Origin of the sequence: Actinoplanes sp. NPDC020271 (assembly GCF_044388125.1) — a bacterium.
GTDB lineage: Bacteria > Actinomycetota > Actinomycetes > Mycobacteriales > Micromonosporaceae > Actinoplanes.
In genome coordinates this window covers 1-23003 of sequence record NZ_JBIRWQ010000030.1, presented here as the reverse complement: position 1 = coordinate 23003, position 23003 = coordinate 1, and the positions used below count along the sequence as shown (strand labels likewise).

General features: G+C 71.5%; 20 protein-coding genes. 15 read left to right on the top strand and 5 right to left on the bottom strand.

The genetic code is table 11. The features are described 5' to 3' along the window. Positions 1–64 precede the first annotated feature (64 nt). Complete coding sequence (locus ACH442_RS40320) at positions 65–1654, top strand: cellulase family glycosylhydrolase (protein ID WP_396343405.1); 1590 nt, start codon at positions 65–67, stop codon at positions 1652–1654. A gap of 274 nt (positions 1655–1928) precedes the next feature. Here the strand turns inward: ACH442_RS40320 and ACH442_RS40315 are convergent, their stop codons facing one another. Both ACH442_RS40315 and ACH442_RS40310 read right to left on the bottom strand, forming a co-directional pair. Continuing rightward, positions 1929–2756: a hypothetical protein gene (locus ACH442_RS40315; RefSeq protein ID WP_396343404.1), complete on the bottom strand. Its 828-nt coding sequence runs from the start codon at positions 2754–2756 to the stop codon at positions 1929–1931. Beyond that, positions 2753–3115, bottom strand: a complete 363-nt coding sequence (locus ACH442_RS40310) for a hypothetical protein (protein WP_396343403.1) — start codon at positions 3113–3115, stop codon at positions 2753–2755. Before ACH442_RS40310 ends, ACH442_RS40315 begins: the two co-directional genes overlap by 4 nt. A 40-nt stretch (positions 3116–3155) precedes the next feature. Here ACH442_RS40310 and ACH442_RS40305 point away from each other — a divergent pair, with 40 nt between their 5' ends. The 12 genes from ACH442_RS40305 (at position 3156) to trxA (ending at position 16666) form a co-directional block, all read left to right on the top strand. Beyond that, a complete protein-coding gene (locus tag ACH442_RS40305) occupies positions 3156–6461 on the top strand; it encodes a CHAT domain-containing protein (protein ID WP_396343402.1) in 3306 nt (1101 codons plus the stop codon). Positions 6462–6668: 207 nt separating this feature from the next. Continuing rightward, positions 6669–7103, top strand: coding sequence for a hypothetical protein (locus ACH442_RS40300; RefSeq protein WP_396343401.1), 435 nt, complete (start codon positions 6669–6671; stop codon positions 7101–7103). Continuing rightward, positions 7100–7402 carry a transcriptional regulator gene (locus tag ACH442_RS40295; RefSeq protein ID WP_396343400.1) on the top strand — a complete coding sequence of 101 codons (303 nt, stop codon included), beginning with the start codon at positions 7100–7102 and terminating at the stop codon, positions 7400–7402. Before ACH442_RS40300 ends, ACH442_RS40295 begins: the two co-directional genes overlap by 4 nt. Before the next feature lie 434 nt (positions 7403–7836). Further along, positions 7837–8280, top strand: coding sequence for a TY-Chap domain-containing protein (locus ACH442_RS40290; RefSeq protein WP_396343399.1), 444 nt, complete (start codon positions 7837–7839; stop codon positions 8278–8280). Beyond that, the gene (locus tag ACH442_RS40285; RefSeq protein WP_396343398.1) at positions 8277–8690 is read left to right on the top strand and encodes a YbaB/EbfC family nucleoid-associated protein; all 414 of its coding nucleotides are present in this window, start codon (positions 8277–8279) and stop codon (positions 8688–8690) included. The genes ACH442_RS40290 and ACH442_RS40285 overlap by 4 nt, the downstream gene beginning before the upstream one ends. Continuing rightward, entirely contained in the window at positions 8680–9699 is a 1020-nt protein-coding gene (locus ACH442_RS40280) for an SMI1/KNR4 family protein (RefSeq protein WP_396343397.1), read from the top strand. Before ACH442_RS40285 ends, ACH442_RS40280 begins: the two co-directional genes overlap by 11 nt. A 34-nt stretch (positions 9700–9733) precedes the next feature. Beyond that, positions 9734–10858 carry an SseB family protein gene (locus tag ACH442_RS40275; RefSeq protein WP_396343396.1) on the top strand — a complete coding sequence of 375 codons (1125 nt, stop codon included), beginning with the start codon at positions 9734–9736 and terminating at the stop codon, positions 10856–10858. 73 nt (positions 10859–10931) lie between these two features. Continuing rightward, positions 10932–11279, top strand: a complete 348-nt coding sequence (locus tag ACH442_RS40270) for a hypothetical protein (RefSeq protein WP_396343395.1) — start codon at positions 10932–10934, stop codon at positions 11277–11279. A 22-nt stretch (positions 11280–11301) separates the two neighbouring features. Then, on the top strand, positions 11302–12765 hold the full coding sequence (locus ACH442_RS40265; protein WP_396343394.1) for a hypothetical protein: 1464 nt from the start codon (positions 11302–11304) through the stop codon (positions 12763–12765). A gap of 181 nt (positions 12766–12946) precedes the next feature. Next, on the top strand, positions 12947–15532 hold the full coding sequence (locus ACH442_RS40260; protein WP_396343393.1) for a hypothetical protein: 2586 nt from the start codon (positions 12947–12949) through the stop codon (positions 15530–15532). Between the two features lie 67 nt (positions 15533–15599). Further along, positions 15600–16055 (top strand): DUF6301 family protein, encoded by a 456-nt coding sequence (locus ACH442_RS40255; RefSeq protein ID WP_396343392.1) that lies wholly within the window; start codon positions 15600–15602, stop codon positions 16053–16055. A 170-nt stretch (positions 16056–16225) separates the two neighbouring features. After that, the gene (trxA, locus tag ACH442_RS40250; RefSeq protein WP_396343391.1) at positions 16226–16666 is read left to right on the top strand and encodes a thioredoxin; all 441 of its coding nucleotides are present in this window, start codon (positions 16226–16228) and stop codon (positions 16664–16666) included. Positions 16667–16739: 73 nt separating this feature from the next. Here the strand turns inward: trxA and ACH442_RS40245 are convergent, their stop codons facing one another. Beyond that, positions 16740–18257 (bottom strand): glycoside hydrolase family 5 protein, encoded by a 1518-nt coding sequence (locus ACH442_RS40245; protein WP_396343390.1) that lies wholly within the window; start codon positions 18255–18257, stop codon positions 16740–16742. A gap of 493 nt (positions 18258–18750) precedes the next feature. Between ACH442_RS40245 and ACH442_RS40240 the strand changes: the two genes are divergently transcribed. Next, positions 18751–19011: a hypothetical protein gene (locus tag ACH442_RS40240; RefSeq protein ID WP_396343389.1), complete on the top strand. Its 261-nt coding sequence runs from the start codon at positions 18751–18753 to the stop codon at positions 19009–19011. 198 nt (positions 19012–19209) lie between these two features. On the opposite strand, the gene ACH442_RS40235 is transcribed toward ACH442_RS40240, so the two are convergent. Next, positions 19210–19626 carry a hypothetical protein gene (locus ACH442_RS40235; RefSeq protein WP_396343388.1) on the bottom strand — a complete coding sequence of 139 codons (417 nt, stop codon included), beginning with the start codon at positions 19624–19626 and terminating at the stop codon, positions 19210–19212. Positions 19627–19772: 146 nt separating this feature from the next. On the opposite strand from ACH442_RS40235, the gene ACH442_RS40230 reads away from it, so the two are divergent. Continuing rightward, positions 19773–22424: a glycosyl hydrolase gene (locus ACH442_RS40230; RefSeq protein ID WP_396343387.1), complete on the top strand. Its 2652-nt coding sequence runs from the start codon at positions 19773–19775 to the stop codon at positions 22422–22424. Positions 22425–22544: 120 nt separating this feature from the next. Here ACH442_RS40230 and ACH442_RS40225 read toward each other — a convergent pair. Next, positions 22545–23003: transposase (locus ACH442_RS40225; protein ID WP_396343386.1), on the bottom strand; the 459-nt coding region annotated here is incomplete at its 5' end.

Genomic DNA, 23003 nt, shown 5'->3' with positions numbered 1-23003 from the left:
GCCAGGTGCGCGGACCGGATTCACCGCCGGTTCCCCGCCGCGGACCGCACGAGAGGAACCCCTTATGAGTTCGATGGCAAGGAGGACCGGGCTCGCGTTCGCCGCCGCCACCCTGGCCCTCGCCGGCGCCGTGTACGGCGTGACCTCCGCCTCGGCCGAGGTCACAGCCCAGCTGACCGCTCCTCAGCTGGTCGCCGACATGGGCGCCGGGTGGAACCTCGGCAACCAGCTGGAGGCCAGCAACAACGGCGTACCCAGCGAGACGGCGTGGGGCAACCCGGTCATCACCCAGACCCTGATCAACCGGGTGAAGGCGTCCGGGTTCAAGACCATCCGCATCCCCGTCTCATACCTGAACAACATCGGGGCCGGGCCGAACTATACGGTCGACGCCGCCTGGCTGACCCGGATCCAGGAGGTCGTCAACTACGCCTACAACCAGGGCCTGTACGTCGTGATCAACATGCACGGCGACGGCTACAAGTCCGTCGCCGGCTCCTGGCTGATCTGCGACACCGCCGACCAGACCACGATCAAGGCCAAGTATCAGAAGGTGTGGCAGCAGGTCGCGACGAAGTTCGCGAGCTACAACGACCACCTGATCTTCGAGTCGATGAACGAGGAGTTCGACGGCCAGTACGGCAATCCGACCCAGCCGTGCTACTCGAACATCAACGCCTACAACCAGAGCTTCGTCGACACCGTCCGCCGGACCGGCGGCACCAACGCCTCGCGCTGGCTGCTGGTTCCGGGCTGGAACACCAACATCGACTACACGGTCGGCAACTACGGGTTCACGCTGCCCACCGACCAGTACCGGTCGTCGTCGATCCCCAGCACCGAGAAGCGGATCATGATTTCCGTCCACTACTACGACCCGTGGGACTTCACCGGTCAGGAGGACGGCAACATCACGCAGTGGGGTCCGAAAGCGACCAACCCGGCGAAGACCTCCACCTGGGGTCAGGCGGACTACCTCGACGGACAGTTGAAGAAGGTGCACGACACCTTCGTCGCGAACGGCTATCCGGTGCTGGTCGGCGAGTACGGGTCGATCGACAAGACCGCCGCCGACTCCGCGAACAACACCTACCGCGCCGACTACGCCCGCACTCTGGTAGCAGCGGCCAAGAAGTACGGCGCCGCCACCGCCTACTGGGACAACGGCTACAACGGGGCGTACGGCTTCGGACTGTTCAACCGCAGCTCGGCCACCGTGACCCAGCAGGGCATCATCGACGCCATCATCAGCGCGGCCGGCGGTAGCACCACGCCGTCGACGAGTCCGTCGGTCTCGCCGTCCGCCTCGCCGTCCGCCTCGCCGTCGACGAGCAACCCGGCCGGCGCCTGCAAGGTCACCAGCACGGTCAGCGCCTGGAACACCGGGCTGACCAACAGCATCACGATCACCAATACCGGCACCACTGCCGTCAACGGCTGGAGTCTGGCCTTCACCCTGGCCACCGGACAGACCATCACGTCCGGCTGGAGCGCCACGTACAGCCCGGCCAGCGGCAACGTCACCGCGACCAACGTCAGCTACAACGGCACGCTCGCGGCCGGGGCCTCGACCACCATCGGGTACCAGGCCACCCACACCGGCAACGCCGCCGCCCCCACCGGGTTCCGGCTCAACGGCGCCACCTGCAGCTGACCCACCACGGCGGGCCGGGAGCCGAACAGCCCCGGTCCGCCGTCGCCGGCTCTGCCGCCGGAACGGGTGATGCGCCGCAGCGCCGGCAGCGTCATGGGTCGCGCCTGGCCGAGCTGTCCGAACTGCAGGCCTACCGGCAGGGGCGCGGGGTGACGCTGCCGGAGGAAGGTGTGCCCGGCTACTCCGGCAGCGCCGGGCCGGCCGCAGCACGAGGCGGTCGGCGACGGCGCGCTCCCCCGGTGGCGCAGCACCCGGCCGGCCCGGGCGTGACCCGTCAGGCCCCCGCCTTGCCGAGGCGGTCGTCGAGAGCGCGACCCTCGGCGGCGGTGATCGCGGGACCACCGATCGGCGTGCCGAGCGCGTCGGCGAGGTCGCGCAGGCGCAGGTCGATGACGGCCTCGACGAGTTCGGTCCACTCGGCCAGCGTTTCCCGGGCGCGCCGCCACGCGGTCAGCAGCACGCAGCCGGCGATGATCAGCGCGGGCCACCAGAGCAGGCCGGGCAGCAGGTAGAGGGTGCCCCAGCCGACCAGCGTGACCGCCTCGGCGTAGCGGATGCGGGCGTCGGTGACCGGGCGGCGCGTGTCCTCGGTGAGCAACAGCCAGAGCCGTGGCCAGACCAGCGCGGCGGTCACGTGGTACTGGGCACGGACCCTGACCTCGACCAGCCGCACCCGGTCGGCCATCCAGGTCGGCCGCTGCGGCAGGTAGGCCGCGACCGGAGACTGACCGGCCCGGTGGGCGGCGGCCCGGGCGCGCGAACGCCGGGAGAACCGGGTCCGCGTGATCCGATCGCCGGTCAGGAACCGGTGGCGCATCCACACACGTTGCGCCAGCCGGCCCAGCCCGGCCGCGGCGGTCCCGGCCACCCCGGCAGCCCCGACGATCAGCATCACCACGAGCACCAGCCGGGCCGGTTCCTTGACCAGACTGCGGCCGGTGCGCCCGCCCCACCCGACCAGCCGGCCCTCATCCAGGGCGTGGCCGTGCCGGACCACCAGGGCGACGGTCAGCACCGCGACGAACACCAGGCCGGGCAGCAGGATCGCGGTCACCCAGCGGCCGCTGACCCGCTTGCCGACCTCGGTCAGGACGCTGATCATGCCGGTCGCATCGGCGTGCCGAACGCCGCGCAGTTCGGCGGGTGACCGTCGTCGTCGCGGGCCGCCCGCCGGTTGCAGCGGTCCTGCGGACAGACGTAGGCACCCGCGCCGAGGCCGGCCGCGGCACCCCACCCGGGTAGTCGCGGGAGGCCCGCCGTAGGCCGGTCCGACCAGGTGCGCTGGGCCTGGTCCTGATCCTCGGGCTGCCACTTGCGCAGGGCCGGGCGGGCCGAACCGCCACCGCTGACCCGGTCGGCGTCGCGGTTCAGCCGGTCCAGCACGCCCTCCTGACGGGCCCGCTCGCGCAGCGCGGGCAGCATCGCGCACCAGGCGGCCAGGGCGTCGGCCTCGGATTCCACCGGTTCTGCCTCCTCGAATCGCGGAACCACGATCGTATCGATGGATGTTCTACTGTGGGTGCTCGGGCCATCACCGGGGAGGACCGCCGTGGGGAGTCAGGCCGCTGCCACCGCGCTGCACGAGGCACGGGCCCGGCTCTCCCGGGCCGAGCGCAGCCGCCGCGTCGCCGACATCGACCAGGCGGTCCTCGCCGGTGACCGAGCGGTGCACGCGTGTGCGGCCGGCACCCAGGAGCATTTCGAGGCGCTGGTCCTGAACGCCGACATCCGAGGCCTGCGGTACGAAGCCGCCGGCCACCCGGCCGACCTGGCCGTCTGCGTCGAGATGCGGGGCGACCTGCTCACCCTCGCCCGCAGCCGGCGTCCCGAGCTGGTGCCGAACCTGGTCTTCGCTTTCACGTACGCGTCCCTGGAGCTCGGCCTGCGCACCGGCGACCAGCGCTCGGTCGAGCTGGCGCTGGCCGGCGCCCAGGAACTGCACGACCTCGGAACCGACCACCGCGCCCCCAACCTGCACGCCGCCGCCGCGGACGTCCTGCGCCGCGGCGTGCCGCTGCTCCCGGCCGACCACCCGAACCGGGACGCGCTGGCCGGCGTGCGGGCCGCCGCCCTCGTCCAGGTAATCCTCGCGACGGGCGACCTGTCGCAGCTCGGCGAGGCCGCCGAGGAGGCGGGGCGCGCCGTCCGGCTGTGCCCGCCAGGCGACCCGAACCTGATGTCCTACCTCATGCTGCACGCCGACGTGCAGCGGCTGCGCTACTCCAGCGAGCCGGCCCTCGACACCCTGGACGCCCTCCGGGACAGCGTCCGGCAGGCGCTCGACCACAGCCCGGCGGGCCACCCGGGCCGCGACAGCCTGCTCCACAACCTCGGCCTCGTCCACCAGGAACGTTTCCGGATGACCGGCGACCGGGCCGACCTGGACAGCGCCGCCCACCACCTGCGGCTGGTCGCCGCCCAGACCCGCGACCCGGCGGTCCGCGATGCCGCCCGCACCACCCTGGCCGAGGTGAACCGGATGCGTGGCCCCGCGCCGGAAGTCCCGCCGGGGCTGACCTTCGTCGGGACCTCCGCCGATGCTCCGCGGGGTCCGTTAGATCCGGCCGGCGACGACCCGGTCGAGATCCTGCGGCACAGCGGTGTGGTGCAGGATCGGATGCTGGCGTATCAGAGGACCGGTGATCTCAACAAGCTCGACCAGGCCTGCGAGTACGGTCGCACGCTGCTGGCCGGGTTGCCGGAGGAGAACCGGTGGATGGTCGGCTCGGGGCTCGGTTCGGCGTTGATCCTCCGGTACGAGGAGCGCGGGCGGCCCGAGGATCTCGACGAGGCGGTCGACCTGCTGCGGGCGGCGGCGGCCCGCCCGGCCTGGGACCCGGATCATGTCGCGGGCGACGTGGCGAACCTGGCCAGTGCTCTGGGCCACCGGTTCCGGCGCGACCACCACGGCGCCGACCTGGACGAGGCGATCGCGCTGGCCCGGCGGGCGGTCGAGGCCGAGCCGCCGCACCGTCCCGAGTGGGCCCGGTATGCCGCCACCCTCGGAAGTCTGCTGGTGGACCGTTTCCAGCACACCGGGCGCCGATTCGACCTGGACGAGTCGATCGAGATCGGCCGCAGCGTCCTGGCCGCCGCCCGCGCCCCGGAGGCCGAACAGCACGCCCGGGCCAACCTGGGCAACCGGCTACGCATCAGGTTCCTCGTCACCGGCGAACGCGCCGACCTCGATGCGGCCATCGGCCTGCTGCGCGAGGCGATCGGGTCCGGTGACCCGTGGTCGCGGGTGAATCTCGGGCTGGCGCTCGGCGACCGGGGCGGCGACGATCTGACCGAGGCGGTCGAGCTGCTCCGGTCGGTGCTGGCCACGACCGGGGCACAGTCGATCCTGCAGGAGACGGCCAGGCTCGGTCTGGCCGAGGCGCTGGCCGCCCTGGGCCGGGTCGGCGAGGCCGTCACCACACTGGACGGGCAGCTGCCCGTCCAGCCCGTCGAGCGGCTGGACGCGCTGGAACTGCTCGGGCGGCTGCACGCCCGGCTGGCCACGGACGGTTCGGGTGACTGGTCGCGGGCCGCCGCCGCGTACGCCCGGGCGGTCGCCCAATTGCCGGTGACCGTGGCCGGCGGCCTGCCCGCCGGCGACCGGAACCGGCTCATCTCCCGCTGGTGGGATCTCGCCTGCGACGCCGCCGCGTCGGCCATCGCGGCCGGGACGCCCGAGCGGGCCGTCGAACTGCTCGACAACGGCCGGTCACTGTGGTGGGGGCAGGTGCTCGACGCGCGGGCCGACCCCGTTCCCGCCACCGCGTTCGCCGATCTGGCGGACGTCGCGGCGGACGGTCCGGTGGTGATGGTCAACGTCAGCCGCCATCGCTGCGACGCGCTCGTGCTGACCGGCGACGGCGTACGGGTGGTGCCTCTGCCCGGCCTGACCGCCGACGACGCGGACCGGCGCACCCGCCGCTACCTCGACGCGGCCGGCCGGGCCGGCGTCGGCGGCACCTCGGCCGGGCCGCGGGAGCAGGTGCTGCTGGCCTACCTCGAGTGGCTGTGGGACGTCGTCGCGGGACCGATCCTCGACGCGGTGCCGGTGCCGGGCGGGTCCCGGCTGTGGTGGTGCCCGACCGGGCCGCTGGCGCTGGCGCCACTGCACGCGGCCGGCTACCACGACCCCGAGGACGAGCCGGCCGGGCGCAGCGTCCTCGACCGGGTGGTGTCCTCGACCACCCCGACCCTGCGGGCGCTGCGGCATGCGAGGCGGACGCAACCCCGGACCACGGGACGGCGGCTGGTCGTGGCCGTCCCGGAGAAGCCGTCGTACGTCGCTGGACTGTCCGGCCTGCCGGCGACGGTCCGCGAGGCGGAACTGGTGCGGGCCCGGTTCTCGGACGCCACCGTGCTGATCGGGCCGGCGGCCACCCGTACCCGGGTGATCGAGCTCTTGGCCGACCACGACCGGGTGCATCTGGCCTGCCACGGCGAGCCCGGCAGCCGCACCGGCGAGGCCGCGCTGTACCTGGCCGACGCACCGCTGACCGTCACCGATCTGGCCGGGCTCGACCTGCGCGACGCGCGGCTGGCCGTGCTGACCGCGTGCCACACCGCGATCGGCGACACCGACCGGCCCGACGAGGCCGGTCACCTGGCCGCGGCGCTGCAGGTGGCCGGCTTCCGGCAGGTGGTGTCCACCCTGTGGGCGATCGGCGACGACACCGCGGTCGAGGTCACCGACCGGCTCTATCGCGACCTAGCGCCGGCCCACGCCGTGCACGCCGCGATCCGCGAGCTGCGCCGGCGGCATCCCTACCAGCCGGGCCGTTGGGCGCCGTTCGTCCACCTGGGCGCCTGAGACCAGTAGCCCTCCGACCGCACACGCAGCCGGCCGGCCGCTTGTTGATCGCGATCGAGCCCTCGCTGGACAGCAGTCGCGCGAGCCCGCCGCCGACGCCGGACTGCAGCCGGCCGCCCGGGCCTGACGCGTCAGCCGTTGATCGCCGGATAGTTTCCGAGTGGTTGATAGTTGCCATAGTGGAAAGCATCTGCGATAGTTTCCTCCATGGAAAACAACGCGCACGTCCCGAGCCCGGCCGAGGCCCGCGAGGCACTGGCGAACATCGAGACCGTCCAGCGCGCCGTGCGGGACACCCCGTGGCCCGCGTGGATCTACCCGGTCAACGCCCTGCTGCTGGGCGCGATGACGCTGACGTTCGCGTTCGGCGACGACGGCTTCGTCTTCCTGCTCGCCGGCGGTGCGGTGCTGATCGCGGTCAACATGCTGGCCGGTTACCGGATGGGGACACCGTTCACGCTGCCCACCAGCCGCGTCTTCCTCAGTTTGTGTCTCACCGCGATCGGGTGCCTGCTCGCCGCGTTCACCGTCGCCGAACTCACCGCCCAGCGGTGGCCGATCATCGTGCTCGCCGTCGCGGCGACCGCCCTCTACCTGGCCGCCGGTGTGGTGCACCGGCGCTCGACCGGGGCACCCCGATGACCGCGGAACTCGACCCGATCATCCACCCGACCCACCGCCTGCGGATCTGCGCGATGCTGGTCGCCGCCAACACGCTGGAACTGTCGGTGATCAAGGAGAATCTGGACCTGAGCCCGTCGGCCCTGAGCAAACAGGTCGCTGCCCTCGTCGACGCCGGTTACGTGAAGCAGGAACGGCTCGGATCGGACACCCGGAGGGTGTGGCTGTCGATGACACGACAGGGGCGGAAGGCGTACCAGGGGCATGTCGCCGCGCTCCAGGAAATCGTCACCGCGACGACGGTTCCCGCACCGGACTGACTCTCGTGATGCTGCGACGCCGGCCCAGCGCGCCGGGACTGCCGGCTGCCGGACTTCTACTCCCCATCGGCGCCGGCCGGGGGGCGGCGCCGGCGAGGAGCCCACCAGTTGGCACGCCCCAAGATCACCATGTCGTCACCCGCCGAGTTCGGCGCAGCCAGTCGGCCTGCCACACGGCATCGGCGGGTGGCGTGAACGTCGCGGTGGCGTCGTGCAGGCCACACAGCAGCACGCCCGCTCCGCCCACGGTCTCGTCGGACCAGGCGTGCGGATGCGGAGACTCCGGTGAGAGGTCGCACGTCGACGATCCGGCGTTGCCGGATCGACTCGGCCCAGCCGATCGCCACCCCGGCATCTGTGACCACAGCGCCATCCTGCCGTCGACCAGGTGGGCTACCGAGGAGCCGCCCGCGGCGGTCGCCTACGGTCAGGTGGTGGCTGACAGTTGGGTGGATTTCCGCGACGCGCTGGCGGAGACGCTGGCGACCCTGCCGGAACTCGGTGTGGTGATCATCCGGGATCGGGCCTCGCCGGGACGGTTCGTGCAGTTCCTCATGGATAGTGATCATTTCCGGGTCGAGGTGAGCACGGCGGTGGATCAGATGGGGCGCCGGCCGCGCACCGAGCAGGAGCTGTCGGCGCTGCGTGCCGCGGGGTGGCAGGACACCGGGGATCCGGGGCTGAACTACGTCCGGTTGCTGGACTGGCCGGCGCCGTCGGCCGGGTACCGGGAGCTGGCCGACATGATGGTGATCGCGTTGCGGGACGTGTTCGAGGTCCCCACGCCGGACCGGTTGGGCTACGAGGCGTGGTCGAACTTCGGCGGTGAGGGTGACATCGACCTGCCCCGGCTGGGCCTCGAGCGGGTGGCCGGATGAGCGGGGTGGATCCGTCGGCGCTGCTGAGCGTGATCCGCGAGCTGCGGCAGACGGTCGGCGAAGCGGGCGAGACCCAGCGCCGGGTGCTGGCCGTGACCGGGACCGCGAACTCGCCGGACGGTTTGATCACGGTGACGGTCGGGCCGCGTGGCCAGCTGATCGATCTGCGCATCGATCCGCGGGTCTACCGTCAGCCGAACGCGGGTGCGCTCGCGGCGACGATTCTGGCCACGTCGCGGGCCGCTGTCGAGCAGGCCGCGGAGCGGACCCGGGAAATCGTGGACGAGCGGATGCCGGCGGTCGACGGATTCCTGCCACCGGATGCGGAAAAGCCTTTCGGCGTACGCGGTCTGCTGCGCCGGCACGACAGTGAGCTGAAGCGGGCCGCGGAGGCTGCGGGTGAACCCTGACCTGCAGGTGATGCCCGGGGCCGGGCACGCGATGAGCGTGATCCATCCCGGCCCGGCCGCGCTGCGTGTCCGTTTCCGGCAGGGGGTGCTGATCGGCCCGTACGGTTTCCCGGAGTGGCTGCTCTACGCGCGCGCCGTCGTCGAGTTGCCGCCGCCGATCGCCGAGCTGACCGCCGACGAGCAGCGGGTCTTCGACGTGCTGACCGCCAACCGGGTGACGCGCGGCGCCGATCCACTGTGGCCCGCGGCGCAGGCCGGCGGGGCGACGCCGACGCCGCCCGGCTGGTGCTGGGCACGCCTGCCGGTCACCGCCGACGGCGAGCCACGGCGAACGGTCCTGGTCCCGATCGAGTTGCACGCCGCGTTCCGGCACGGTGGCGCCACGCGGACGCTGCCGACGGGCCGTCCCGGGCCCGGCGTGCGCACCGATCCCGGTGCCGTTCCGGTGCCGCCGCGGCCGGGCGTTCCGGTTCCGGGGCAGGTCCTTTCTCAGATCGAAGACCTGCTCGGGTACGAGCTTCCGGGCGCCTACCGGCGGTATCTGCTGGAGTGCAACGGAGCGGGCCCGGCCGAACCGGGTGTGCTCGCCGTCGCGGGTCTGGTCGCCGATCAGCCGTTGTTCGGGCTGGCCCGCGACGACGCGTTGCAGGACGTCGGGTTCGCCCCGCAGTGGCTGGCCGACCGGTTCACGCCCGAGTTCCTGCCGGTCGGTTTCGTGCAGGGCGGCCTCCTGGCGCTGCGCGTGGCCGGTCAGGACGCCGGCAGTGTGTGGTGGCTCGACGACGACGATCCGCGCGACGACGACCGGTTCGGTCCGGCCGAGATCTGTGCCCGGCTGCTGCGTCGCTGCGCCGACGACTGGGACGGGTTCTGGACGGGGTTGCACCGGTCGGCCGCGGTGCTGCTGGAGGTGGCCGACGACCTGGTCACGGACGGGCAGGCCCGGGTGGTGCGCCCGGAGTTCGCCGGGGAGGCGCTCCCGGCGAAGCTGCGGCCGTACACAATTTGATCTTGGCCGGTTGGGCTTGGGCTAGATTGTCGGCGTGCGAACGGCAGCGTGGGCGGCGGCGAACGACGCCGAACGGCGGATGGCCCGGGCGTGGGCCGACGGTGATGCCGACGCCTTCGCCGACGTGCTGCTGGCCTGCGATCTGTTCCTGCCGGGCTTCGCGGAGAGCGACGGGGACGGGCAGCGGCTGCTGACCCGCGAGCGGGACGGCCTGACGTTCCTGCTGGTCTACACGTCGGTGGAGGCGCTGCGGGAGGCGACGCAGCTGATCGGCGGCGGCTGGCGGCGGGTGACGTTCGCCGAGCTGGCCGGGGCGTGGCCGGACGATCGGTGGGGTCTGGCGGTCAGCCCGCACACCCCGATCGGCGCGTACCTGAGCCCGGAGCAGTTGGGTGAGCTGTTCGAGGAGGTGGCCGCCGAGCCGCCGTTCACGCCGGCCGACGAGCGGGAACGGGCGATGCACGCCGCGCAGCAGGCCGGCGACGCCGAGGTGTATCTCGACCTGCTGGTGATCGCGGACGTGCTGCTGCCGGTGACCGGCCCGGCCACGCCACAGGATCTCGGGCAGCCGGGTTTTCCCTGGCTGACCCAACGGCCGGGCGCCGAGGTGACGATCCCGGTGTTCACCTCGGCGCACCGGCTGCACGACGTGCGGCCGCAGCCGGAAGTGATCACCGTGCCGTTCATGGCGGTGGTGCGGGCCTGGCCCGGCGACCGCTACCGACTGGCGGTGAATCCCGGATCGGCGACGGCCGCGCAGTTCACCGGAGCCCAGGTGCCGGATCTGCTGCGCTGGGCCCAGGAGCTGGTGCTACGCCGCACTCACGAGCCGGTCGCGGCTGAGTCGAGGATGCGGCGGGTGCAGACGCAGATCGCCGCGGACGTCGCCGATCGCTACGTGACCTCCGGTGGTGCTCTGATCAGCGGCCTGGTGTGCCCGGCCGGGCCGGTGGACGCCGGCGACGGCTACCTGGTGCGCTGGCACGAGGACGAGGCGACGGGCGCGGCCGGGCGGCTGGCCACCGAGTTGCCGCTGCCGCACGGCGCGCAACTGGTGCGGCTGCTCGCCGGCCAGGAGGTGGTGGTCGGAACCCTGGACGTCGAGGTGGGCTACTGGCGGCCGTCGCTGCTCACCGTGCTGCGCGGTGAGGCGCCATGACATTCGTCGTGGGCGGCGCGGCTGCCGATGTGGTCAGGATGTGGGTTCGGGGCGACGGGGAGGAGGCGTACCGGTGGCTGAGTTCCTGAATCTGCCGGACGGTCCGGGCGCCGCCGCGCAGGTCGGCGTCAAGCTGCAGGCCGAGGCGCAGGACTTCAAGCAGAAGGCGCAGCGGCTGCTCGGGCACATCCAGCACCTCGACGGCGGGAAACCGTGGGGTGCGGACGAGGCCGGGCAGGCGTTCGAGACGCAGTACCACAAGCCGATGGGTGAGGCCGGTTCGCTGGCGCAGGCCCTGCAGGACCGGCTGAACACCGCCGGCCACCGGCTCGACGAGCTCGGTTCCGGCGTGGTGCAGGCCATGACGCGGTACGACAGTGCCGACGTCACCGGCGCGACCGACATCCGGGGCGCGGTGTGACGCTGCTGGGCCCGCGAGCCTGATGGCCGGCAGTAACGGCCTCGGCTCCTTCATCGACACCGCTCTCGACGAGCTGCTGGAGTTCTTCCGCGAGTGCGAGCAGTGGGTGCCGATCGTCGGCCCGGTCCTGGAGATGCTCGTCGAGATCCCCGAGGGCCGTGAGCAGGAGCTCTACGACCTGGCCGACTACTACGGGCAGGCCGTCGACCTGCACCGCCAGCACGCCGAGCAGGTGCAGACGCTGCTGGGTGACCTGCGCCAGACCTGGCAGGGCGACGGCGGGGCCCAGGCGACGCACGAGAAAGTACAGCAGTATCTGGAGCAGCTGAACGCGGACGCGGAGTCGTTCGCGCAGATGCAGCAGATGGTGCACAGCGCGGCGCTCGGTGTCGAGGCCGCCAAGATGATGGACGTCGTCAACCTGGTCATGCTCGCGATGGCCACCGTCGAGGTGATCGCGACGATCATCGAGACGGTCGGGTTGTCGGCGATCGGTGAGGGCCTGGCGATCGCGACCTGCCGGCAGGCGATCAAGACCGCGCTCAAGGAACTGGTCGAAAAGCTGATCGGCCAGGGCTTCAAGGGCGCAGTCAAGGCGATCATGAAGGCCGGGTTGCAGCGTGGCCTGCAGTTCGTCAAGTTCACCGTCGCCACCAAGCTCGGGATCCTGGGCATCCAGGCCGCCGAGGGCCACGACCCGATGACCGATTTCGACCCGATCGAGTTCGCCGGCGAGATCGCCGACTCGTTCGTCGCCGGTTTCCTCGGCGGGCCCCTGGCCGTCGGCGCGCACAACCCGCTCAGCGAAGGCACCGCGATGGCGCTGGGCCAGCTCGGCGACAACTACCTGCGCCTCTACCGCGACGACCTGTTCGACGCCCTGAACCTGACCGACTGGGCCAAGGACCACAACCTCTACGTCGACCGCGACCACTTCGACCCCCTCGACGGCGTCGCCACGGCCGGCCTGTTCGGCGCGGTCCTGGGCGCCAAGGGCATGCGCGAAGGGTTGCGTGACGCCGGTGCTGATCTCCGGCTGAAGCTCGGCGAGAAGAACACTCTGGGCACCGAGAATTCCCGATTCGGTACGGCGGAGCCGGCGCCGCGCACCGCAGGGGAAACCGGCACGCGGGCCGGGGCCGAGACCGGCTCGCGCGCCGCCTCCGGTGAGAGCAGTGCGACCGGACGTTCCTCGGGCAGTCCCGGGTCGGACCAGGGCGCGGCGACCCAGCGGTCGGCGGGCAGCCACGGATCCGAGCGGTCGGCGGGCAGCAGGCACGGATCCGAGCGGTCGACGGATACGACGGCAGCCGATCAGCGGGCGCACGGTGACCAGCGGACGAGCACCGAACACATCTCCGGGACGGAGCGCCGGGCCGAGCCGGCACCGTCGGGCGCGAGAGCACCGCTCGTCCGGGCCGGAGCCGGTCAAGGCGTCGGAACACGGCAGTCAGCAGCGCGCAGCCGAGCCCGCCGCCGGCAGTGAGACCCCGCGCGGACAGATCTCGCACCCGGATCGGCCGGTTGAGACCACCGAGGCCGGGCGCGGCAACGTTTCCCGTGGTCAGGAAAACGTTTCCAACGGTTCGGAACACGCCGGGCGCGAGGTGGGGGGCGGATCGCGGACCGAGAGCACCGTCTCCGGCCGTGCACCGGGCGAGACCGGGGTGCCGGAGAGCGGGCCGCACGCGGAGATGAACGGCGCGCGCGGATCGACGGGAGTCGAGCAGCCGGCACCCGTCCACTCGACGGCCCGCGAGCCGGTCGCGGTGCGCTCCGGCGTCGTCGAGAGCGGGTTGTCCTCCGGGATGGAGCCCGCGCGTTCCGGCGTACGGGAAACCGGTTTTTCTCATGTCGCCGAGCCTGGCCGGGCCGAACCGCAGAGCTCGCACCCGGCGGAGATCGCGCGCGGCGAAGCCCGCGCCGGGGAGCCTCGGACGGAAGGACCGGGTCGTGGTCCGTCGGCCGCCGAGGCGCCCGGGAGTGACCCGACCGGCCGGGAGCCCGGACGTGACACCCGCAGCGACCGGGCGGATCAGGATCGGGCGGATCAGCCGGACAGTGCGCGGCGACGCTCGCCGGAACAGGGCCACAAGCGCTGGCGGGACTACACGCAGCGGATCCAGCGCTGGGCGGAGAGCCGCGCCGGTGACCGGGCCGCGATGGAACGGGCTCTGGCGCGCCGGTTCGAGCCCGATCGGAGCGGCGAGCCGCGGCTGACGCCGGAAACCGTGCAGCGGATCCTGGACCGGCCCGCTCAGCAGCTCGACGCGACCGGCCGCCGGTTCCGGGAAATGGTCCGTGACTACTTCAGCGAGGTGCGGTCCGACAACGGCGAACCGGCCCGGCACCCGGCCTCGGAAGCGGACATCGCTCGCAAGCTCGACGAGCTGGCCCGGTCACGGCCGCCGAGTCCGGGCCGCCACCTGCTGAACATCAGCGCGCTGCGGGGTCCGGACGGCGCACCGATCCACTCCGATCACGTCATCGGAGGCGAGTACCACGGCTTCGGACGCGAGGCCGACCCCGCCCTGGTCCGGCACGAAGTACACGACGCCGTTCCGAAAGTCCTGGACCGGCTCTTCAAGGACGTCGAGTTCGTGCGCGGGGACCAGGAGGTGCTGCGGATCGGCGGCGAACGTGACATCCGGGTGTCGTTCGACGCCCGGCACATGGACCGCACGCACGTCGGTGAGTCCCAGCACTTCCGGCGCGGCGGCGGACGCTGGCAGGTGGAGATCAACGCCGGCACGGCACGCGAGCACGTCACGACCGTGACCAGCCACGAGATAGCCGAGATCCTGCACACCACGGACAGCCGCCCCGGCAGTACGAAAGACGTGCTGACGCCCGACCACGACGGAACCGGTGAACTCAAGCTCAGCCCCGACGATCTGGGTCGCATCGGCGAGATGCTCGACCTGCACCAACGTGCCCTGGCCGGTGATCACGTGGCCGGCGACCGGCTCGGCGAACTCCTCGACCACCTCGACCTTCGGGACGGGCCGGGCGCCGCGGCCCGCCGCGAAACGGTCACCGGCCTGCTCGACGACAGTGCCGCCCACCACTTCGCCGACAAGCCGGCCGGGCAGCTGAGCGACCTGCTCAAACGACCGCACGAAGACCTCCCGCAGGCGCCCGAGCGCACCCGGTACCGCCTGGACGACCTGCAGCAGCACGAGGGCCGGGAACCCGGCAAGCTGACCCGCCCGATCTACCCGGAGGCCCATCAGCAGACCGGCAAGGGGATCACGCCCCGCTACCACGCGGTCGGCGACCCACGGAACACCTTCCGGATCGAGAACGGGACCCGGTTCCGCTACACCCACACCGGCAAGGTCGAGTACGCGCACGAGGACTACGGCCTCGGCCGTGACGTCAAAGTCCCGGCCGAGCGCGACAAACTCGCCGACCTGCCGCACCCGCCCGGCTCCGACCAGGCCACCCGGCTCGCGGCCGAAAGCACCCTCTTCCACCAGCAGGGCGTCGACCTCGCCCCCGTCCAGGCGGACCGCCTGGTCAAGCTGGACCGGCTCAACTCGGCCCTCGACGACCTGCGTCAGGAGTCCGACGACCCGAACGCCGACGAAACGTATCGCCGTCGTACCGAATCGGATTTCAACGCGGAGAACCGCGAGAAAACCGAGAAGGCCATCGACAGGCTGATCGACCGGCATCCCGAGTTGCAATCCCACGCGGACGACGTCTTCGCTGCCGGCGAACGTGTCTCCACCGCACTCCGGGACCGGAACATGACCTCCAACCGAGCCGGGATGATCGCCGGACGCGAGTACGCCACCTCGCTCGGCGTGGCCGAGGGCGACCTGCACGGTGACGTCACCGCCGACCCCAAGAGCGGCGAACTCGACGTGTGGGGCGTCGTGCGCGACGCGGACGGCCACGTCACCGAACTCGTCGTCGTCGAGGCCAAGGGCGGGACGGCCAACCTGGGCAAACGCGACGGCAACCAGCAGGGCACGGGGCCGTACCTGCGCGACATCATGAGCCACGACAAGGTCTTCCTGACCTTCCTCGCCGAGCATCCCGCCATCGGCGACGGGCTGCGATCCGGTGCCATACCCGTGGAGTACTACCAGGTCGGCCAGCCACACATGCTGCCCGGCGGAAGCGCCGTACCGGCCGCCCGGGTCTACCGCTTCGAGTTCCGGGTCCGGCTCGAGGACGGTCAGCATCCCGGCGACCTCAACGTGCTGGACCCGCGAAGCCTGGGCCGGCCCGGCCAGCACCGGTGACCGGCACCGGACGCGATACTGTGACCGGCCGGACCAGGCCCAACCCTGACGTGAGCGGAGGACGAGCGTGACGGACGCCCTGGACGCGGCGAGCCTTGTCGAGGCCGCGAACGCCCTGCTCGCGGTGGCACCGCTGCTGGGCTCGGCCACCGCTCAGGAGATGGCCCAGGCGCTCGACTGGCCGGTCACCCGGCATCGGCCTGAACGGTCGATATCACTCGACCCCGGTTACGGGATCGGTCCGAGCGGCGCCTACGCCGGCCTGGACACCTCGGATCGGCCGCGGGCCCTGCTCGTCGACGTCAGCAACCCCGACCACGGCGGGCCGGAGTTCCGCCAGGATGTGTTCGCGGCCGCCGCGGCCACCCTCGCCGAAGCACTCGGCCCGGCCACCGACCGCCGTCCCGGCGAGAACCCGGCACTCTGGTGGCGCCGCGAACCGACCGTCCTGCGCCTGGTCAACAGCCGCGACGGCGTCTACCTGCAACTCGACCTGATCGACCGCCTCGAGCAAGAATTCTGACGGCACCGTATCCCGGCGAAGTCATGCGACGACTTCTCACAGGGATTGTGCCTGCTCGTGACGCCGGACTTCCGGTGATCGGCACGCGACGAGTTCCACGGCGGCCCGGTGGAATGGCGACGGCCTCGTCGTCGTTGCCGGTCACGGGACCTACCGGGAAAGTGAGCGTCATGGCGGAGATCGTGGCCTGCACCTCGTGCGGGCAGCGGAACAAGGTTCAGGCGGCGGCCAAGGGCAAGCCGGTGTGCGGAAGGTGCAAGGACGCCCTGCCCTGGATCGCCAGCGCGGGCGACGACACGTTCGCCGACGTGGTCGAGAAGTCGCCGTTGCCGGTCCTCGTCGACATGTGGGCACCCTGGTGCGGCCCTTGCCGGACGGTCGGCCCGGCGCTCGAGCAAGTCGCCCGTGAACTCGCCGGCCGGGTCAAGCTGGTCAAGGTGAACGTCGACCACGCGCCGCGGTTGTCCCGGCGCTTCAGCATCCAGGCCGTCCCGACCTTGATGATGGTCGACGGCGGGAAGGTCAAGGCCCGCCAGTCCGGCGCCGCCCCCGCTGCAGTCCTGCGCCGCTGGGTCGAACAGTCCCTGCCACAACCGCGCGGGACGCGATGACTGAGCGTGAGCCGCGGAACAGAAGGGCGCGGCCGCATCCACTGGGGAGGGGATGCGGCCGCGCCCGGTGGCGTCAGTTCGGAGAACCGACGCCGGTCAGGATGCGGCTGCGGATGTAGCGGCCGGATTCGGTCAGCACACCCGTGCCCTTGAACGTCGTTCCGGAGCAGGTGCCCTGCTTGAAGGCCGAATTCGATTCGCGGCCGTCGGACAGGCTCCACATGCCGTAGCTGATCTTCAGGCTCTTCAGCAGGTCCAGCCACGCGGTGGTGCCGGCGAAGTCGTTGGCGCCGTCACCGGTGAACGTCTGGGTGCCGAACTCGCTGACGAACAGCGGCAGGCTCTTCGCCGCCCGGGCAACCGCCGCGCGCCGGTCCGCGCCGTGCGACGCGGCGTAGAAGTGGAACGTGTACATCACGTTCTTGAACGTCACCGGGTCGTCGATGATCTCCTGCTCGGTGGCGCCGTCGGTCAGGCCGAGCGAGGAGAAGCCGCGGGTGCCGACCAGCACCACGCTGTTCGGCGAGTTCTTCCGGATCACCGGGATGACCTGGTCCGCGTAGGACTTGATGGCCGTCCAGCTGACCCCGTTCGGCTCGTTGGCGACCTCGTAGATCACGTTGTTGTTGCCGGCGTGCTTGGCGGTCACGTTCGCGAAGAACGTCTTGGCCAGACCGAGGTTGAAGTTCGGGTCGCCCGGCGTGAGGATGTGGAAGTCCACGATCACGTACAGGCCGAGCTTGGTGGCGGTGTCGACCAGGCCGTTGACCTTGTTGGTGAAGCCGGTCGGGTCGGTCTCCAGGCCGCCCTCCTGGACGTACATCGAGAGCCGGATGAAGTCCGCGTTCCAGTCGTTGCGAATCGCGTCGAGCGAGCCGGCGTTCACGCAGTTGGGGAAGAACTGCAGGCCGTGGCTGCTCATGCCGCGCAGCTGGATCGCCGTGCCGCTCTGGTTGCACAGCTTGGTCCCGCAGACGCTGAGCTGTCCGTTGACCGCAACCGGGGTTCCGGTCGGCGCCTTGGTGGCCGGCGCGGTGACCGTGGCGGTGGCGGCGGGCGCGGTGGTCGCCGGCGCGGTGGCCGGGGCCTTGGTCACCGGCGCGGTGGTCGGCTTCGCCGTGGCGGTCCTGGTGGCGGCCGGCATGCTCGTCGGCTGCTGCGCGGAGGCGCCGCCGCCGGTGTTCAGCGTGCAGGGGGCCAATGTGGCGGCGTTCAGGTTCGGCCGCGGCGCGTTGCGCCCGATGGCGATCTCGATCCGTTCGATGGTCGAGATCCGCTTGTCCTTGAGGGGACCGAGGATCGCGTTCTGGATGAAGTTCTGGCCGCCCTGGCCGACCGTGCTCTTCAGCCGGTTGTTGGCCTCGGCGATCTGGGTGTTGAGCAGTTGCAGGTTGCGCTGCACGTCGGCCTGCTGCTGGGCCGGAACAGCCACATTGATCTTCACTTGAGGACAGTTGACCGTCGGCACCGTCTCCCCGGCCGACGCCACCCCGATCCCGACACCCGCCGCCACCACGGCGACGGCGCCGACCGCGACCACCTGCCAGCGCCGAACCCGGCTGCTGGCACGACTCCACCGCGATCTGTACATTTGTATCCCGCGCCTTCCGCCGGAAGCCTGAACCTGTTTCTCGTTGCAGGCAGCAGTACGGGAGCGCTCCCATGAGTGGATCAACCCGGCGCGATCTTTTTCGGGAACGCCCGCGAGCCGGAACAGCGGCTGAAGCGCCGTCCACTACCCCGCCGGCACGCCCGCGAGCCGGAACAGCAGCTGAAGCGCCGTCCACTACCCCGCCGGCACGCCCGCGAGCCGGAACAGCGGCTGAAGCGCCGCCCACTCCCCCGCCGGCACGCCCGACGGACGCGGAGCTCAAAGCGGTCGGCGACGCGCTGAGGGAAACGACGGCACGGCACGGCCACGGGACCGTCCGTAGACAAGGTCACCATCTGGTCCAACCGGCCGGTCAGTAAAGTTCAGGCCGCCGTTCGCCTACGCCTCCCCGTGTCGCTGCACGACACCGAGCTGTCGAAGCGTTTTCCGGCAGCAGGCTCGCCAGGAAATCGCCGGCGCGGCGCGCGAAGAGGTGGGCCCCTCGTTCAGCGGATCGGATCCGGGCTTCGTCGGCGGCGGCTCGTACGACGTCGACGGGCTCGCCGCGGGCGTGCAGCAGACGCGCCCGCAGCAGCAGCAGGAGTCCTTCGGCATAGCGCTGGCCGTAGGCCTTGACGGCCTGGCCGGCCCGGTCGAGGGCGGCCTCGGCGTGGTCGGGCATCCCGGCGGATCCATCAGCTCGTTCGTGCTGACCGGCCGGCCCGCCCGGGCCAGCAGCAGGGCCAGCAGATAAGCCTGCCGCCGCGGGCCGGCGTCCACTTCGACGCCGTCGCGCCACACCCGTAACGGACCAAGAACTTGAAGGCGTACGCGGGGATCACCGGGCAAGGCCACGCCGACTCCCAGACGATGCGAAAGATTGCCCCGCCGACGAGCCGCGGAAGAGCGCATGTCAGCAGCGCGAAACCGGCCGGGTCCATCAGCGCGATGATCAGTGGACCGTGCGCACTTCCAGGGCCTCCGTCGCGCCGCAATCCGCCGGCGCCGGGACGGGCCGTCCCCGTACTGTGGCAATCTGCCCGTCGGTGAGCCGAGCGGCTGCGTCGCCGGTCAGCGCCCACCGGCGGCCGTTCACGGTGAGCACGACGCACCCGCCGGCGGTGTCGACCGTGCCGGTGAGCACGATCGGCGCGCCGACCCGGTCCACGGGGTTGTCCGGGTCGCCCCGGGACGGGCCCGGTGACGGATCAGGCCGCGGATGGCCGGACGACGGGGTGGTGGCGGGCACGGTGGCTCCTGACGAGGCGGGCGCGCGGCTGCTGACCGCGGGTGCGGGGCTCGGATTGTTGCCGCAGCCGGCGAGGGCCACGATCAGCAGGGCACCCAGAGCTTGCAGATACTTACGCATGCAGATGTGACGCATGGGACGCTGTGCCGGTTTCCTCAATCTACACACGAATAGAACTCGATGATTGTGCCGGGTGATCCAGTCCTGAAGATTCCACTTGAGCGTTCCCGCCGACCGGCGAGACGTCCCAGGGGGAGGTTCAGGCAGTGTTGCCTCAACACAGACTCAGCACGCGGCGGCGGTTCCTGGCTGCCGGCGCCGCTGTGATCGCCGTGATCGGGCTCGTCCCGGCCGGCGCCGCGGCCACTCCCGGCGGCGACCCACGTCCCGGACCGTACCGGCGCCACCAGCAGGTCGCCCAGGAACGCGTGGCGCAGGCCGGCCAGGCGAAGACCAGCCTGCGGGCCGCCGACGAGGACGAGGGCGAGGATCCCGAGGAGATCGCCGAACAGGCCGAACAGTACGCCGAAGCCCGTTCCGCCCCGGGAATCGTCGCCCCGGGCGCCTACACCGCGGCGTGGCGCGAGTTGCAGGCGATGGCCCGCACGCCGGGCCGCTGGCAGCATGTCACCGATCGGCCGTACAACTCGGACGATCCGCACTACCGAGACATCAACAGCAACTCCTCCGGCGGCGCCGGGCTGGTCACCGGGCGCATCACCGGGCTGGCCGCGGACGACGCCGGATACGTCTGGGCCGGCGCCGCGAACGGCGGGGTCTGGCGCTCGCGCACCGGCGGTGGCCGCTGGGAGCCGATCGCCGCGAACCTGCCGTCGCCGTCCACCGGTGACCTGCGCCTGGACCGGGCCGGGCGGCTCTGGTACGCCACCGGTGAGGGCAACACCAGCGCCACGTCGTTCGTCGGCAGCGGCGTCTACATGCTGCGCAACCCCCGGTCCGGCAGCTTCTCGGCCCGCGACCGGGTGGGCGGCACCGAGCTGGAGAGCACGATCATCCGCAAGCTGCGCATCCTGGGCACGACCGCGTGGGTGGCGACGAACCGGGGCGCGTACAGCCACTCGGTCACCGACCTGTCCGGGCCGTGGAAGCAGGAGTTCGTCCCGAACCCGGACTTCCTGCCCGGCGGCGCGCAGGCCACCGACCCGAACGCGCCGTACAAGAACATCATCAACGACTTCGCGGCCGACCCGAAGGACCCGGCGCGGGTGATCGTCGCGGCCGGGTGGCGCAGCGGCGACACGTACAACGGCTTCTACAGCCGGGTCGGCGGTGCCTGGCAGCGTGTCACGCTGGCCGGTGACATCGCCTCCGACGCCGCGAACGTCGGCACCGTGACCTTCGCCGCCGCGGCCGACGGTTCCCGCTACTACGCGATCGAGCAGTCCCCGGCGCAGCTGGCCACCAACCCGGACAGCAACCTGCAGGGCGTGTACGTGTCGCGGTCCGGCTCGCCGTTCGGCCCGTGGACCCTCGCCGCGGACTACCACAAGCTGGCCGCGTCCGGTTCGGCGCTGACCGATCCGGGATACATGCCGGGCGTGCAGGCCTGGTACAACCAGTTCCTGCAGGTCGACCCGACCGATCCGGACCACGTGTACCTGGGCCTGGAGGAGGTCTTCGAGACCCGGAACGGCGGGACGACGTGGACGACGCCGGGTCCGTACTGGAACTTCGGTTTCGACTGCTGGAGCATCGACCCGGCCAAGCAGACCGGTGACTGTCACCAGACCACCCATCCGGATCAGCACTCGGTCGCGATCGGCTCGTACCACGGAAAGCGGTTCGTGGTCGTCGGCGACGACGGGGGCACCTACCGGCGGCCGTTGCGCGGGTCCGCGGACGCCGCCGGGCACGCCACAGACTGGACGCCCCTCAACGACGGCACGATCGACGTGCTGCAATACTACTCGGTCGGTGTCGGCCGGGACCGCGGCGGCGTCGCCGTCTCCGGCGGTCTGCAGGACAACGGCCAGTCGATCCTGCGGCCCGGTGACCGGGTGATGGGCTCCAACTTCGGCGGGGACGGCGGCGACACGATCGTCGACCCGGCCCACGGCTGCAACATCGCCCAGGAGTACGTCTACCTCGACGTCTGGGTGACCAACAACTGCGCCGTCAACGACGGCCGATGGACCACCGACCCGAGCCTGGCGACCAGCTACCACGTCCCGCCGCCGGACAACGAGACCGGCGAGGCCCGGTTCATCGCCCCGCTCAACGCCGACCCGCGCAACCCGGCGACCTGGGTCGCCGGCGGCCGGCACGTCTGGCTCAACACCAAGGGGTACGCGATCCGGTCGTCCGCCGACTGGATCAACCTGTACGACCTGGGCGCGGGACACACCGCCACCGCCGTGGTCACCAGCGGCGGCCTGGTCTACGCCGGCTGGTGCGGGCCCTGCAACAACCAGGGCTTCACCCGCGGCATCGCGGTCGGCCGCACCGACGGCACCGGTTGGCACCAGCTCACCCTGCCGGTCGACGGCACCCTCCCGAACCGGTACGTCGCCGGCTTCGACGTCGACCCGGGCAACCCGCGGCACGTGGTCGTCGCCATCAACGGCTTCTCCCGCCGCTGGACCGAGGGCCCCGGCGCCGGGATCGGTCACGTCTTCGAATCCACCGACGCCGGCGAGCACTGGACCGACATCTCCGGGAACCTGCCCGACATCCCGGCCGACTCGGTCACGCTGATCCGCGGCGGTGGCCTGGTCGCGGCCACCGACAACGCGGTCTTCTACCGGCCCGCTCACCAGCGGACCTGGTACGTGCTCGGGCGCAACCTGCCCACCACGACCACCCTGCAGCTCCGTACCGATCCCGGTGGGCGGCGCCTGTACGCGGCCACCCACGGTCGCGGCATCTGGTCGTACGACCTGACGCAGCTACCGCACTGACCGGCCGATCACCCGGGTGACGCTCAGCCGAGCGGGGTGCCGTCACGGGCCCCGCGAAGCTGACGCCGGGTGATCGACGGGACACGGCCTAAGTGGTCCGAGCCGTAAGTCCTTCGGGGGTTATGCGGCCAGGGCGAGTGCGGCAGGCTGGTGATCGCAGCCGGCGGGTTGCTGGAGGTTCTGCTCTTTCTGTTCGTGTCGCTCGATCCGGGCCAAGAGGTCCTCGAGGTCGGCCGGGGTGAACTTCCATCTGAAGGGCCGGGCGGTCGCGTTGTAACGCTGCTCGAAGGCGGCGAGTCGGTCTTCGACCTGGTCAAGGCTGGTGAAGTCGTTGGGTGTGAGGACTTTGCGCTGGACGATCGAGAAGTAGATCTCGATCTGGTTGGTCCAAGAGGCGTGGATCGGGGTGTGAACCATGACCGCGTTCGGGAACCGCTGCGCGAGCCGCTCGGCTGCGGCCTGGCCGCGGTGTGAGGACCCGTTGTCGACCACCCAGAACACGCGTTTCGCCGAGGCGTAGGGCTCTTGGGTCATGACTTGTTCGACCAGGGTCATGAACGGCAGGATGCCGGTCTTCGC